Origin of the sequence: Alicyclobacillus suci, assembly GCF_017329615.1 — a bacterium.
In the GTDB taxonomy this organism is placed as follows: Bacteria; Bacillota; Bacilli; order Alicyclobacillales; family Alicyclobacillaceae; genus Alicyclobacillus; species Alicyclobacillus suci.
The window spans coordinates 1-14,035 of the sequence record NZ_JAFMTW010000006.1 but is presented as its reverse complement, the minus strand read 5'-3'; the positions used below and the strand labels follow the sequence as shown (position 1 = coordinate 14,035).

Here is a 14,035-nt window from a genome sequence, read left to right as displayed (position 1 = left end):
TGTAACTCGATGATCTACTGCCATACAGCAAACGTCATGCCGACGCCGGTCCCAGCTGGGGAACGATAACCGGAGACATATTCCAAATAATTTACATCCAGGTGTTCCAATGCGCCTGCCGCCACAACCCAGTTCAAAATTTCTCCAGAGGCCCCTTGCAGCCGCTCCCTTGGTAGCGTTTTCAAAAACTCCGCATTTTTATTTTTGAGCCCTTCAATCACGAGTTCATCCAATTTCTCATCCAAAGTAAAATGGCTAAGTCCACCGGAGCCGATTACAGCCACCCGCTTGTCTTCACCCCACGATTCAATCGCCCGGCGAAGTGCGCGGCCTAACTCATAACAACGCGCAGGAGTCGGCTGATTCGGCGGGTAGAAGCAATTGACAAACACAGGAACCATCGGAATGACGCGGTGCGTCACCAAACGTCGCCGCACAAACGTGTACGCATGACCTAACGAACGCTCCGCCAGTTGAGATTTACTCTGCGCAACATCGAATCCCTCGGTCATCATGCATTCGAGAATATGGTGGGCCAAATCACTTTGTACCGGGTAGTGATCTGTTTTGTCGGTCGTGTGCCATGCCCAAAGCACGGGTCTGAGTGACGGGTGCTCCTTTTCAGGAGGGTGTGGGAGGTCCTTCAACTCTGAGCCCCAAAACACGCCAAAGGTCGGCTTCACATCATCCCAGAACAACTCCTCCTGGTCATCGCCAACCACCACGATAATATCCGGATCTACATCCTGAATCACCTGATTGAGATGTTCGACGGCCACTTGACATGCCTCATATTTCTTTTGCCACACTTCAGGCTTCAACTGTTCCTGTATCGTCGCGGCAATTTCTCGCTCCCGTTGTTGAAAGGTATCACCAAGGTAGATTTTGTCTCGCTCGACGTGCATAGGCCACACATCTGCTGGACTACTCACTTGAGGGCTGTGCGATGAGCCTATCCCCAACACAATGTTCGCCACTATGTCCCCTCCCCGCGTAAACGGTACAGAAATCCAATTTTATGATGCATGAACTTCCTGGCAAAACGTATGAGTAAGCTGTGTGATATGAATTATATTCCGCCCTCGATTTTACGTCAACATAATTGTTAACAATTTTATTCACGCTCGACTCCTATATACGCATTCCACTTTGATAGGCCTCTAAAATACATCTTTCGACAGTTTTCACATATTCTTAACGTAAATTTTATAAAAGATTGCTATCATGTAGACCTCTCGTATCGTACCTGTCGACCGACAATGATGTGCGCTTCGACACCAGGTAAAAAGACGAATTTATGGCCGTGTGATTGGATGGAGTTGGACATGCGCAATTTAGATAGCAAATCATACTACATCAACCGTGAGCTCAGCTGGCTAGCATTTAACGAGCGCGTGCTTGCTGAAGCAATTCAGAAAGGCAATCCTCTGCTTGAACGGCTCAAATTCATATCCATCGCGGCTTCGAACCTAGATGAATTCTTCATGGTTCGCGTTGCTGGTCTGAAGGATCAAGTCAAAATAGGATCGAATCATCCTGAAAACAAGACGCAGATGACGCCAGTTCAGCAGTTGGTGGAAATATCCAAACGGGCTCACAATCACGTCGCCAAACTCTACGCAACTGCAAAATCGTGTATGCATGCGCTGAGTCGTCAGGGAATTAAAATGGTTCATCCCCACAGACTCTCACGGGAACAACGTGATTTTTTAGCACGTTACTTCTATGAACACATATTTCCGATCTTAACGCCCATCACCATTGATTCTACACGCCCCTTCCCCAAAGTGGCGAGTAGAACCATCAACTTCGCAGTGCTTCTGGAGGCGACAGATGGCGAAGACGATGTTGAGGACTTGTTTGCAGTCGTTCAAATGCCCTCGATGCTCCCTCGCTTCATTGCGTTGCCTGCAACAAGTGGGGAAAGAACATTTGTCATGCTCGAGGACGTCATCAAAGAACACATCGCGCTACTATTTGCAGATAGCACGGTCGTGGAAGCCGCTTGTTTTCGAATTACCCGGAACGCGGACATTACTTTGGACGAAGACGTTGAAGACATTCTGAAAGAGATTCAAAAGGAGTTGAAGAATCGTCGAAAAAAAGGAGATATCGTCCGCTTAGAAATTGAAGAAAATATGAGCCACACCATGCAAATGACGTTACGTGATTGGCTCACTATCATGGATGAGGACATCTATGCTGTCGATGGCCCAATCGACGCAACCTGTTTTGCTGAGCTCTATCACCTTCCCGACTGCGACCACCTTCGATACGCGCCGCTTGCACCGCAGATTCCACGAGATTTACTCGGTGTACAGGATATTTTTCAAGCGATTGCGCAGAAGGATATTATGCTATTTCATCCTTATGAGTCATTTGACCCAGTGGTTCAATTCATTCACCAGGCCGCCAACGATATCGACGTGTTCGCCATCAAACAGACACTCTACCGAGTAAGCGGAAACTCCCCCATTGTAAGTGCACTCAAGCGAGCCGCTGAAAATGGCAAACAGGTCACTGTGATTTTAGAACTAAAGGCACGTTTCGATGAAGCCAATAATATCGAATGGGCCAAGCGACTAGAGGAGTCCGGGTGCCACGTCATTTATGGTTTAGTCGGACTAAAAACCCATAGCAAAATTGCACTTGTGGTTCGCAAAGAAGGAGACCGACTCCGGCGATATGTCCATTTAGGTACAGGGAACTACAATGACACCACCGCACGCATCTATACAGACATCAGCATGTTTACCGCTAGAGAGGACATTGGCGACGATGCGACTGCATTCTTCAACTTTCTCACAGGGTGCAGAGAACCGTCGTCCGTACCCTCGTGGAAGCAAATTTGTACGGCACCACATGGACTCAAAGACAAATTTCTCGCGCTCATTCAAAATGAAATCAACCAAAGTACACCGGAAAAACCTGGTCGAATCATCGCAAAGATGAACTCATTGACCAATAAGGATATCATCAAGGCATTGTACCAGGCTTCTAACGCCGGCGTACAAATTGATTTGACTGTGCGAGGAATCTGCTGTCTACGGCCTGGACGGCCTGGTGTCAGTGAAAACATCCGAGTTTCGAGCATCATCGGACCACAACTAGAACACAGTCGAATTTTTTACTTTCAAAACGGAGGGGACGAACTCCTATATCTATCAAGTGCAGATTGGATGACACGAAATTTAGAAAATCGAGTTGAAATCCTATTTCCCGTCGTGCAGGAGAATTTGAAGGATCGATTAAAACACATCCTGAATATCCATCTTTCCGACAATGTCAATCGCTATATTTTAGCTAGTAGCGGATTGTACCGGAAAGTCAGACCCAAAGGCAGCGACATGCCGCTCGCAAGTCAACTATATTTCTACGAAGAAGCCTGTCGGCATGCCGCGAATTCACATGCCACATCCATTCCCTTTGTCCCCATAACACTTGAAACATAATTGTGAAGGGCGTCTCACATTGTCCTCAACAGACGCCCGTTTCCCATCACGAACAGGCAATTAGCCTGAATCGAATTCCAAATTGCTTGACGAATTCCTTTTCCATTGACATCAAGGAAGCACACATCCCAGATGAGGACGCTTCTGGACATACGATGGTTAATTCATTCTTGTGCTTGTCGAGACGAACCTCGCTAGCGTTTGTTTCATAAACTATCGCTTTTGCTAGTTGAATGATAAAATTCAGTTGTTTCAACGGCTTTTGCCCATTGCCGATAATCATTCGACTAATCTTCAACATTTCGTCTTGAGAAAACCCGTGTAGGTGCGAAGAACGAATAAGATAATCGCTGTGCCGTTTATAACGTTCCACATTCACAAGTGCACCCATCAACTCAAGAAGCGCAGCGGTTCGCAACAGTTCCTTATATTTCAGTCCCAATTTATGAACAGGCGCAAGTTGCTCAAATAGAGTCACCGCCGTATCGGCTACCGCATGCGCCGCATCTATTGGTATATCAAACAACCGCACCAGATTTTCGATACTATGCTCTTTCACGGAACATAACACTGGCGTTGTCCTGTTGCGGAAGAGATACTCATAGAAGAGCCCTTCCCGCAATCCGTTCCCATTGACGAAGAAGGCATTGGCTGACGTCAAACTGATTAACGCCCAAATGGCCGCAACACCAGCGTGAATGAGTTTCGCCCTGGAATCGGATAGTTTTCCTAACTTTTTACGCTCCTTTACCGTTTTCACTTTCATCTGTTCATAAATTTGCTCAATTACCGAGCTTTGCACCTCAACACCGTCCAGGCGGTTTACCTGACTGCGATGCATATGGTCGGAGATTTTCCCAATAGCACGCGCTGTACCACCTGTTCCAATGACCGGAAGGTCACTTAACTCCTTTAACCAAGGGATATTTTGCATTTGTTCCTTCATAAATTGAAAAACTGCCTCAGCTTGAACGGATGTCTCAACGCCTGAAAATTTTTTAGTCAGTGTGAGCGCCCCAAACGGCAGACTCACCGTATTGACGAGCTCCCGGTTGCACACGTGTGTGATTTCCGTACTGGCGCCACCAATGTCAACCAAAATGGCATCCTCGATGTCTGTCGTATTCATCACACCTAGGTAGGTATACCAAGCTTCCTCTTGGCCACTTAAACACCGGAAATGTATTCCAGTTTCTTCCTCTAAAATTCGCAAGACGTCCATTCCGTTCTCGGACTGTCGAATGGCGGCTGTCCCTGCAGCCACCCAATGCGCCACATTAAAAACTTCACCAGCATTGCGAAAAGCCCTTACAGTGACTACGGCTTGCTGAATGCCTGCAGAAGAAATTTGGCCCGTATCATCTATGTATTGCGCCAACTGTATGTTCTTTTTCATCCGAAAACACGGTCGATACCCTGCGTTCTCGCTAACCTCGTAAACGACCAAGCGCGCAGAGTTTGAGCCCAGGTCAATAATTCCGATTCGCATACTCAACACCACAATTTTGGGATTTTATAATCACTATGCTACATCTCACTCATCTTTAATCATCACGAAAGGCGTGATTGTACCATCATACATAAGTATTATTAATTTTTTGTTAACAACATTTTAATTCCATAAAAAAAGGTTGATGTCATCATCAACCGAAAATGGAGATATTCTCATTGACAAACGCACTAAGGCGATGAACCTAATTTTTCAAAGCATATCGTTGAACAGTGATGGCGTCATCTGTTTCCTCACCCACTGCATCTGGATTTGCGCGTAATCCGGAATCCCTTGATAAAGAGTCGTCAACGTCTCGTTCAACTCTTCGGCGTCAATGACTTTGGTATTCACCGTTATGCTTGTCGAAGCAACCTCGACCACCCGATACCGCAGACCAGAAAGAATGAAAGCTGTTTGAATGCAAACCCAATTCGAGGTCCGGGATGCTTGGCGATGCTTTGCACATGATTGTGACCATTAAAGCAAAACACTTGCTTCGATAACGAGGCCATCGCCGCTTCCATGTCATCAGAATTTTGCGCATACATCATAAGTTTCCGTAAACAAGGACAGATGGAGATACTGAACCGGCATAAAATTTGCACCAATCGGCCAGATTTGGCGCCTACTCCCTGCAGTTGCCCATCTGCTGGAGCCGGCCGCCCCTGACCACAGTTCCCAGCCATCGCACCCATGCGGCACGTCCGTCACCGCGCAACTGCTATGCGCGGCGCATGTAGGCGCGGACCGTCAACGGGGCAAAAATCGCGACGGCGACGGCGGCGCCAATCAGAGAAATTGCGAGGTCATTGCCGATGGTTCCTGTGTTGGCCAGGTTGCGAACCGCTGTGACAAGGTGTGAAATCGGATTGATGTTCACGAACCATTGGAGCCAATGAGGCATCGTCTTAACCGGCACAAACGCGTTCGACAGGAAGGTCAGTGGGAATAGAATAATCATCGAGATGCCTTGCACGCTGGAAGCGGTGCGCGCAATCACACCAAAGAAAGCAAAAATCCAACTGATTGCCCAAGCGCACACAATCACGAGAACAGCAGCAATCGCGACGTGCGAAAGACCACCGCCAGGTCGGTAACCCATGATGTACCCCATTGTGAACGTCAATACCGTCGCAATGGTATAACGGACTGTATCGGCCAAAAGCGCACCTGCCAATGGGGCAATGCGGGCAATGGGGAGTGACTTGAACCGGTCAAACACACCCTTATCCATATCCTCCCGCAATTGAACGCCCGTGACGACGGACGTCGTAATAACCGTCTGTACGAGAATACCCGGAATGATGACTGGCAGGTAGCTCTGCACATTTCCAGAGATGGCACCGCCAAAGATGTAAGTAAACATGAGCGTAAAGATAATCGGCTGAAACGTCACATCAAATAATTGCTCAGGTGTGCGCCGAATTTTCAGGATGCCTCGATAGGCCATCGTAAATGAGTTGCGCACGGATTGGCCAAAACTCGTGTGATTTCGCAATTGGCGTTGTGATACCGGTGTGATCGGTTGATTCATCCCTGGCTCACCTCCACATCCATCTCGTCGCTGGACGGCGATTCCGTCACGTTATCCCCAGTAAGGGTCAAGAACACCTCGTCCAGCGTCGGTTTTTGCACGCTCATCTCGCTTAAGCGAATCCCCGCCTCGCGAAGTGCAATGAGCAAATCGGTTACCTTGTCGGCATCCGCCATCGGCGCAGTGATTTTCCCAGCCTCCGGCGAAACGATGGACTGTACCCGCAGTACCTGTTCAACACAACGCCTGGCGCGCTCTATCGTCTGCGGCTCCTCCACGCGGAGTTGCAAGGATGACCTGCCAACCGACGCTTTCAGTTCATCCACCGTTCCCTCTGCGACCACGCCGCCATGATGAATCACGGCAATCCGATCCGCCAGTTGATCTGCCTCATCTAAGTATTGCGTGGTCAGTACAACGGTCGATCCGGTCTTCACCAACCTCCGAATCGTTTCCCACATCTGCGCGCGCGTCCGCGGATCAAGGCCCGTTGTCGGTTCATCTAAGAAAATGAGCGGAGGTTGAGCAATCAAACTCGCCGCCAAATCCAACCTGCGCCGCATGCCGCCGGAGAATTTCTTCAAGGGGCGCTTTGCAGCCTCCGTCAAACTGAATTCCTCTAACAACTCTGCCGCTTTGCGCCTTGCCTCCGTATGAGAGAGCCCGAGCAACCGGGAGAAGATAATTAGATTCTCCGTAGCGCTGAGCGTTTCGTCGACTGACGCATACTGCCCCGTCACACCAATCAATTGGCGCACGATTTGCGGCTCTTTGACCACGTCGTAACCGAAGATGGTGGCCGTTCCTGCATCTGGTCGCAACAGTGTCGCCAACATGCGGATGGTGGTGGTTTTACCTGCTCCATTGGGTCCAAGCACACCGTAAATCGTGCCCGCACGCACCTTTAAATCGACTCCATCGACTGCCCGGAAACCGCCAAATGTCTTCACTAACCCGCGTGCCTCAACAGCCCACGGCGCATCGACAGACTTTAACTGAATTGGGTTTTCACGCCCCATGTAACATGCCTCCTACCATGGAATAGAGAAAGCATAGCGCACGTGTATGAACAAAATATGAATGAGGCGCATGCGCATTAACTAAGACGTGGCAGGCGGACAATGAATGTCGTACCCGAACCGTACTGGCTTTCGACACGAATCTCTCCCTGGTGCAAATCAATGATTTTCTTCACAATCGTGAGTCCGAGTCCGCTTCCAGATTCCGTTCTCTGACGCGCTTTATCCGCCTTATAAAAGCGTTCAAAGACGCGTTGCTGCTCTTCCGCTCGAATCCCCATCCCGGTGTCTCGCACGTACACAGCCGTCCACCCCTCTTCCGGGCCAAGCGAAATGAAGATGGCGCCGCCCCGTTCGGTGAACTTGATGGCATTGGTCAATAAGTTCATCCAAACCTGATTGAGGAGATCTTTATCCGCGAATACGTTAGTCGTCTTGAGGGATAGTTCAATTTCAATACCCTTTTTCAACCACAATGGTTCCAACGTCAACACGACGTCGCGAATCTGTCTATCCAAACGAAAAGACTCTGAATGAAAAGGATGGGCGCCCGATTCGAGCGAGGTCAATTTTAGAAGGTTTTCACTAAGTCTCGACATCCGTTTGCTCTCTGTCTCAATCACGTTCAAGTAGTGTTGCCGATTTTCCGGGGTAACCGCTTCACTTTTCAGCGCCTCGACAAAACCTAAAATCGCCGTGAGCGGCGATTGAATTTCATGCGAAACATTGGAGATGAACTCCTGGCGCATCTGTTCCACCTGCGCAAGTTCCTGTGCCATATTGTTCAAACTGTTGACCAGTTGGCGAAACTCCCCTGGTCCCCCCATCTGGCCGACGTCAATCCGAACATTAAAGTCCCCTTTCGCCATCTGCCGAATGGCGTCTGTAAGAGACTGCCAAAACGCTTGTTGTCGAGGGACCGCAAAACGCGCCATGATAAACCCTGTCAAAAGGATCAACGCGATGGCGACGCCCACCATTGTCATGTGCGTCCAGTAAGGACCAGGTTCTCTCCCTAGCCGATGATAAAACCAGTTAGTAATCCAGTAGGCGAGCGAAAAAGCGACAAATACAACGACCCATATCAGAAAGACACGAAACACAATACGCCACGTATCGCGAATCCTGTGGGTCGTCGCTTGGTTCGTAACTTTCCTTTCTATTGCCTGTCCGTCCTGTCGAAGCCGCTGCCGTCGTCGCTTGTCTGTTCGTTGATTATCTCGTCTTCGCATTTATTCATCAACCTCAAAACGGTATCCGAGCCCGCGCACAGTTTTGATTCTGAATGAACACTCAGCTTCAGGAAACTTATCACGCAATCGTTTGATGTGCACATCGACCGTTCGTTCATCGCCATCAAAATCGTAGCCCCAAATGTCTTCAATTAGTTGATCCCGCGATAGTGTCCGCCCAGGGTAACTCGCCAATTTAAACAGTAGTTCGAATTCCTTCGGGGGCAGCACGAGGTGTTGCCCTCGAAATACAACATCCCTTGTTGTACCATCTAATCGCAACTCCCCGGCTTCGACCACATGTTCTGTGCTAATCCGGTAGCGCCTGAGCAGTGCATGTACCCGGGCGACAAGTTCTGCCGGATCAAACGGTTTGACCAGGTAATCATCCGCACCTAACTGCAAACCCTTCACCTTTTGCTGTGTTTCACCCAGTGCGGTCAGCATTAAAACGGGGATTGAAGAGTCCTCGCGAATCACCCGACACAACGCCCAACCATCGACATTCGGCATCATGATATCCAAGACCACCAAATCGACTTTCATCGTCCCCAGTAGAGATAGCGCCTGTTGACCATCGGTTGCCTCAACAATGTCAAACCCGTCTCGTTGTAAATGCAGGCCTACCAATTCCCGAATGTGCGCATCGTCGTCAACTACCAAAATTGTCGCCAAGTTACGCTTGAGTCCCCTTCCTTCGCGTTGACGGAACACCGAGCAATCGATATCGCTCGACCAAGCCAGATTATATCGACATTGTGTGAACAAAATATGAAGGAGACCTAACTGCGTAGCCGGTGACACGATATCCGAAGATGGGATGCGCACACGGGTTTCTCGAGTTCAAACGCTAAAAGCTCACCCGTGTCTGCTCCGCCATTTTCTCGTGCCAAACTGCCCTGGGCCAATAAATCGCCCCACCGTACCGAATCGATTGAACGCGCCCTTGCTCCGTATGAAAATGTACCAATTCTCCACCCGGTGCACCGCTACTGGTCTCAGCAATCCTGAACATCTCGTCTTCCACAAAGGCGAGCTTTTCCACCATCAACAACGGATCCCACCCGTATCCATGAACCGTCATCAACCCATCGCCCGTGGCAACAATCTTGATGCGCCCCCAGAGATTGGCATATGACCCTTCGAACATAGACCAAGTCTGCGCCGGTGCGGTTTCATCATGCTCCTCAAAGAAGCTGATGATGCGATAGATACCCGCCAAAATCCACCCAGCAGGTCCATCAATGGCATTGGTCAGTGCGGTCACAACCAAACCCGCCTTCGGATCTACCATCGTGTCCGTAATGCATCCAGGAAAACCGCCACTGTGACCAAAGGTCTGCCGCTCCCCATACCGGTGTAAAACAAACCCCAAGCCGTATTCCGTGTCACGTGGCCCGCCCGGCATCAGCATGGGCCACGCCGGCCGCTGCATCTCCTTTTTCGATTCATCGCTCAACAGCTTCCCAGAGCCCACCATCTGAGCAGTGAAATATGTACACAAATCCTCTGCAGTAGAACAAAATCCAGTGGCGGGCGACATCGCCCTCGTACTGACCTGCGCGATAGGCAGACGCTTCTTGGGTTCCCGTCGCGTATACCCCGTCACCAACTCCGCAGGCCTAGGTTGATTCAACTCGGGACGATATTCGGGAAATGTGTGCTCACGACCTAATGGACGAACGATGCGTTCAAGAACAAACTCGTTGTACGGCTGCCCTGATACTGCTTCAATCACCAGTCCCAAAAGGGTATAACCATAGTTCGTGTATTTTAATTGTGTGTTGTTGTCATAAATGAGTCCAGTCTCTGTCAACTCGCGGATGAACTGGTCGGTGTCCGGAAATGGGCGTTCAATGTTCCAATACTCACTATCCAGGCCATCGCGAATCACCCCGGCTCCGTGGGACAAAAGCTGCCGTAGCGTCACATTGTCCCAGCGGCTATCCTCATGATCTCGCAACCATGGGATATACTCCACCACGCGGTCATCAATGCGAAGGCACCCCGCTTCAGCCAACTGCATGATGGCAGTCGCCGTAAACGTTTTAGAGTGAGAGGCGATGCGAAATACATGGTCCGGTCTCATCGGAATCCCTCGCTCCACATCCGCATATCCATACGCCTCATTGATCAACATTTCACCTTTGTACGACACAGCAGCAACAAAACCAGGCACGTCTTCTTCCTCATAACGTTCAGCAAGCCACAATTTGATATAGCGAATCGCGTGGTCAAGCGCGTCTCGATTCATAGATGAACCTCCTCAAACGGGCGGATACCGAAATCTCGACAACCCGAATCGATAATATTTCTACATTAACACAATTGGAAATATGGAAGGACGCGGCCATCCCCCATCAAGTCAACCGATTTGTGCTAAAGTGGGTCTATACATCTCGTCAAGGGTAAGGAGTTCGTATCGTGAAATTCGTATCATGGAATGTCAACGGGTTACGATCCTGTGTCAATAAGGGATTTTATGCGTACTTTAACGAGACAAAAGCAGATATCTTTTGCGTTCAGGAAACAAAATTGCAGGAAGGGCAAATTCAGCTGGACCTCGGAGAAGAATATCACCAGTATTGGAACTACGCGCTCAAGAAGGGGTATTCCGGAACAGCCGTATTCACGAGGACAGAACCACTTTCGGTGCGCTATGGGCTAGAAGAAGACTCAGAGCCAGAAGGGCGCATCATTACACTGGAGTTCGCTGCCTTCTACCTCGTAACGGTATACACCCCCAATGCCAAACGGGACTTATCAAGACTCGAATATCGCTTGGAATGGGAAGATCGATTCCGGAACTACCTGTTGCAATTGGATGCACACAAACCTGTCGTCATTTGTGGAGATTTAAACGTCGCCCACCAGGAGATTGACCTAAAAAACGCCAAGGCAAATCGCGGTAACTCCGGTTTCACAGAAGAGGAGCGGGAGAAAATGACCATCCTCCTGGACGCCGGCTTTACAGACTCCTTTCGATATCTATATCCAGACAAAACGGATGCTTACTCCTGGTGGTCGAACATGCCAAGGGTGAGAGGGCGAAATGTGGGATGGAGAATCGACTATTTTCTCGTGTCGTCAAGATTGCGCCCCTTCATCGTCGACGCGCGAATCGATGCTCATATTTTCGGTAGCGATCACTGCCCTGTCGTATTGGAACTGGCAGATCTTGCGTAACTATCTTGTCGAGCTATCTTGAGACTTCTGCGTCTTCCGCAACCGTGGGCAAATGCTCCCCATCATTTCGCCCACTTCCAAATTTGCGGGCGACAAAAGCTGTGATAAATGGGACAAATATGGCCGTGAAGCCAGAACCAATCGTAAATCCGATAAACGGAATGACAATGGGGGAGTCCAGAGAGCAAAGGCCGGGAACTCTGGTGTTGATTACGCTTTCATGCCACCCTTAGCCCATCAAGATATCTCGATGATATAACCGATTGTCCTCCAATACCATAGAAATAATGCAAATCCAAGCCACCAATGTGTGCTTTTTCCTATCCCCCTTTCTATGGTAATATATATAATTATATGGTATATATATCTCTGTACGGAAAATCAAAAAAAGAAAGTAGTGATAATATTAGGAAAGAAAACCTTTCTATCAACAGCAGTTGCGGGATCAGCATTTCTGACAACACTATCCGGCTTAACGGGAACAGTATTTGCAGAAACAACCTCCAACTCCCCCACATCTGAATCACCGAACGTCATAATTGGACAAGCCGGTTATGTATTCCAAGACGTTACAACTGAGGAAAACAACAAATTTGTCGAACAAGCTCACAGTCCAGTGTACTACAATGGTTCATCATCTACCTCCCCCCTATAACTTTACCGAGACCTCAACATTTAGCGTCAGCGCATCCGCATCTGGTTCATTAAGTGCAGGATGGGGTCCTATTAATGGGGCAGTAGGATTTAATGCGGATACATCCCTTTCGGAATCATGGCAATATCAGGTAACAGTTAATGTACCTGCGAAGCACTATGGATGGTTTGATTATGGATATTATAGAGATGAATGGTATGGTGATTACGCATACCAAAATCAGTATGGAGAAATTACAAGTGATGACTGGATTACAGTTTACAGCCCGAGGTCACAAGAATATCAAAGTCATACCGCAGCGAGCGCTCCTTCCACTCCTTAATAAAAGGGTAATTATCACTTTATAATCCAAGATGCTGGGAGGTCAATATAATGACATCAACTGCTACTAGATCGATATTTGCCTCCCTCATCCTTTCTATGGCTGTTTTGAGCGGATGTTCGGATGGTAACGTTGTAGGGAATCACGCTGGAGCCTCGACCACCACTAGTACGCAGCAAAAGAGCGTGACTGTTGTATCCGCAACCAATAATCAAGTCGACTCTAAGCAATCTCGTACAGCGGAGAACTTAGTGCGCCATGCTCTGTCGTGGAAGTTATCGAATGGCCAAACGGTTTATGCACGAAATGCTCGTATTCCGTATGAGCTCATCATTGGAGATAATGGTGTAATTGCTATACAGGTCCCTGATGTCACAAGTTGCTACTATTATCTGTGTTACATTCATAGCATCAATGGAGTTTGGTCAATTTCTGGTGTAGTAGCAGCGCCTGTATTTAAACCGAAAGGTTCTAGTGGATTACCGGATCCGTATACCCAATTAATCGGATCGAAATTGGTCATAAACGGTATCGGAACCATGTATTCATTTTATGATAAGAATATATTTTTAACTATGGGTAATATTAAATTATCTAAAAGCGGAATCTTGCCAGCAGGGAAAAGAGTGATTTTACACTCTGGGAATACAGCTACCTTAAGTACCTTTGGGCATGCGTCAGAACTGTTTTACCCAGAAGGAAACAAATTAATTTGGATCGGTGGCAATATCTCTGACTCAGCTTTATTAAAGTTGGTTAATACGAAGGGATTAGATTTTTATGAATCATGATTTTAATCACAGAGTTTGACGCTCACTCTTAGACAAATAGGCCCGACTAAAGTACAGCACATTATAAGCACATTTCCTCCGTAAGCGCCCTCGGGGGGTGGGACTGCGAACGGAAAATACTACTTACGAACTGTTCAGGGGTGAGCGTCAAATAGAAAACACCTCGTAATGGCGCGAGTGGTGCGAGATATCTACCTGGCCAGTGGCGTAACGGACATGCGGAAATCCATTGACGGACTCGCAGTCCTTGTAAAGACCAGCTATCTAATGTCAAGCACTCTTTCGAGTTCTAAGAACCATGAAGGGAAGTGATTTTTAGGCGCATCTATATAAGCCTGTCAAAGACAGACGT

The 14,035-nt window shown here is 48.4% G+C and carries 12 protein-coding genes; 4 read left to right on the top strand and 8 right to left on the bottom strand.

Annotated elements, in window-relative coordinates:
* Positions 1-14: 14 nt before the first annotated feature.
* A complete protein-coding gene (locus J3482_RS04690) occupies positions 15-977 on the bottom strand; it encodes a DODA-type extradiol aromatic ring-opening family dioxygenase (protein WP_206922120.1) in 963 nt (320 codons plus the stop codon).
* 348 nt (positions 978-1,325) lie between these two features.
* On the opposite strand from J3482_RS04690, the gene J3482_RS04685 reads away from it, so the two are divergent.
* On the top strand, positions 1,326-3,452 hold the full coding sequence (locus J3482_RS04685; RefSeq protein WP_146822176.1) for an RNA degradosome polyphosphate kinase: 2,127 nt from the start codon (positions 1,326-1,328) through the stop codon (positions 3,450-3,452).
* Between the two features lie 46 nt (positions 3,453-3,498).
* Here the strand turns inward: J3482_RS04685 and J3482_RS04680 are convergent, their stop codons facing one another.
* The 7 genes from J3482_RS04680 to J3482_RS04650 all read right to left on the bottom strand — a co-directional run bounded on the left by J3482_RS04680 (position 3,499) and on the right by J3482_RS04650 (position 10,983).
* Entirely contained in the window at positions 3,499-4,941 is a 1,443-nt protein-coding gene (locus tag J3482_RS04680; protein ID WP_146822177.1) for a Ppx/GppA phosphatase family protein, read from the bottom strand.
* A 213-nt stretch (positions 4,942-5,154) separates the two neighbouring features.
* Entirely contained in the window at positions 5,155-5,295 is a 141-nt protein-coding gene (locus J3482_RS04675; protein ID WP_188332169.1) for a hypothetical protein, read from the bottom strand.
* Between the two features lie 370 nt (positions 5,296-5,665).
* Positions 5,666-6,478, bottom strand: a complete 813-nt coding sequence (locus J3482_RS04670; RefSeq protein ID WP_206922119.1) for an ABC transporter permease — start codon at positions 6,476-6,478, stop codon at positions 5,666-5,668.
* Positions 6,475-7,497, bottom strand: coding sequence for an ATP-binding cassette domain-containing protein (locus tag J3482_RS04665; protein WP_206922118.1), 1,023 nt, complete (start codon positions 7,495-7,497; stop codon positions 6,475-6,477). Before J3482_RS04665 ends, J3482_RS04670 begins: the two co-directional genes overlap by 4 nt.
* Before the next feature lie 77 nt (positions 7,498-7,574).
* Positions 7,575-8,729 (bottom strand): sensor histidine kinase, encoded by a 1,155-nt coding sequence (locus J3482_RS04660; protein ID WP_206916714.1) that lies wholly within the window; start codon positions 8,727-8,729, stop codon positions 7,575-7,577.
* Positions 8,730-9,404 carry a response regulator transcription factor gene (locus tag J3482_RS04655; protein WP_206916751.1) on the bottom strand — a complete coding sequence of 225 codons (675 nt, stop codon included), beginning with the start codon at positions 9,402-9,404 and terminating at the stop codon, positions 8,730-8,732.
* 175 nt (positions 9,405-9,579) lie between these two features.
* Complete coding sequence (locus J3482_RS04650; protein WP_206922117.1) at positions 9,580-10,983, bottom strand: serine hydrolase domain-containing protein; 1,404 nt, start codon at positions 10,981-10,983, stop codon at positions 9,580-9,582.
* A gap of 170 nt (positions 10,984-11,153) precedes the next feature.
* Here J3482_RS04650 and J3482_RS04645 point away from each other — a divergent pair, with 170 nt between their 5' ends.
* The 3 genes from J3482_RS04645 (at position 11,154) to tnpB (ending at position 13,995) form a co-directional block, all read left to right on the top strand.
* The gene (locus tag J3482_RS04645) at positions 11,154-11,915 is read left to right on the top strand and encodes an exodeoxyribonuclease III (RefSeq protein ID WP_206922116.1); all 762 of its coding nucleotides are present in this window, start codon (positions 11,154-11,156) and stop codon (positions 11,913-11,915) included.
* 1,027 nt (positions 11,916-12,942) lie between these two features.
* On the top strand, positions 12,943-13,683 hold the full coding sequence (locus tag J3482_RS04640; RefSeq protein ID WP_146822184.1) for a hypothetical protein: 741 nt from the start codon (positions 12,943-12,945) through the stop codon (positions 13,681-13,683).
* A gap of 168 nt (positions 13,684-13,851) precedes the next feature.
* Complete coding sequence (gene tnpB / locus J3482_RS21765; RefSeq protein WP_206922115.1) at positions 13,852-13,995, top strand: IS66 family insertion sequence element accessory protein TnpB; 144 nt, start codon at positions 13,852-13,854, stop codon at positions 13,993-13,995.
* The last annotated feature ends 40 nt before the right edge of the window (positions 13,996-14,035 follow it).

What these genes read in the sequence shown, in the direction of transcription:
- J3482_RS04685 (WP_146822176.1), top strand. Translation starts at nt 1,326, where the DNA reads ATGCGCAATTTAGATAGCAAATCATACTACATCAACCGTGAGCTCAGC.
- J3482_RS04650 (WP_206922117.1), bottom strand. Translation starts at nt 10,983, where the DNA reads ATGAATCGAGACGCGCTTGACCACGCGATTCGCTATATCAAATTGTGG.
- J3482_RS04670 (WP_206922119.1), bottom strand. Translation starts at nt 6,478, where the DNA reads ATGAATCAACCGATCACACCGGTATCACAACGCCAATTGCGAAATCAC.
- J3482_RS04665 (WP_206922118.1), bottom strand. Translation starts at nt 7,497, where the DNA reads ATGGGGCGTGAAAACCCAATTCAGTTAAAGTCTGTCGATGCGCCGTGG.
- J3482_RS04660 (WP_206916714.1), bottom strand. Translation starts at nt 8,729, where the DNA reads ATGCGAAGACGAGATAATCAACGAACAGACAAGCGACGACGGCAGCGG.
- tnpB (WP_206922115.1), top strand. Translation starts at nt 13,852, where the DNA reads ATGGCGCGAGTGGTGCGAGATATCTACCTGGCCAGTGGCGTAACGGAC.
- J3482_RS04640 (WP_146822184.1), top strand. Translation starts at nt 12,943, where the DNA reads ATGACATCAACTGCTACTAGATCGATATTTGCCTCCCTCATCCTTTCT.
- J3482_RS04680 (WP_146822177.1), bottom strand. Translation starts at nt 4,941, where the DNA reads ATGCGAATCGGAATTATTGACCTGGGCTCAAACTCTGCGCGCTTGGTC.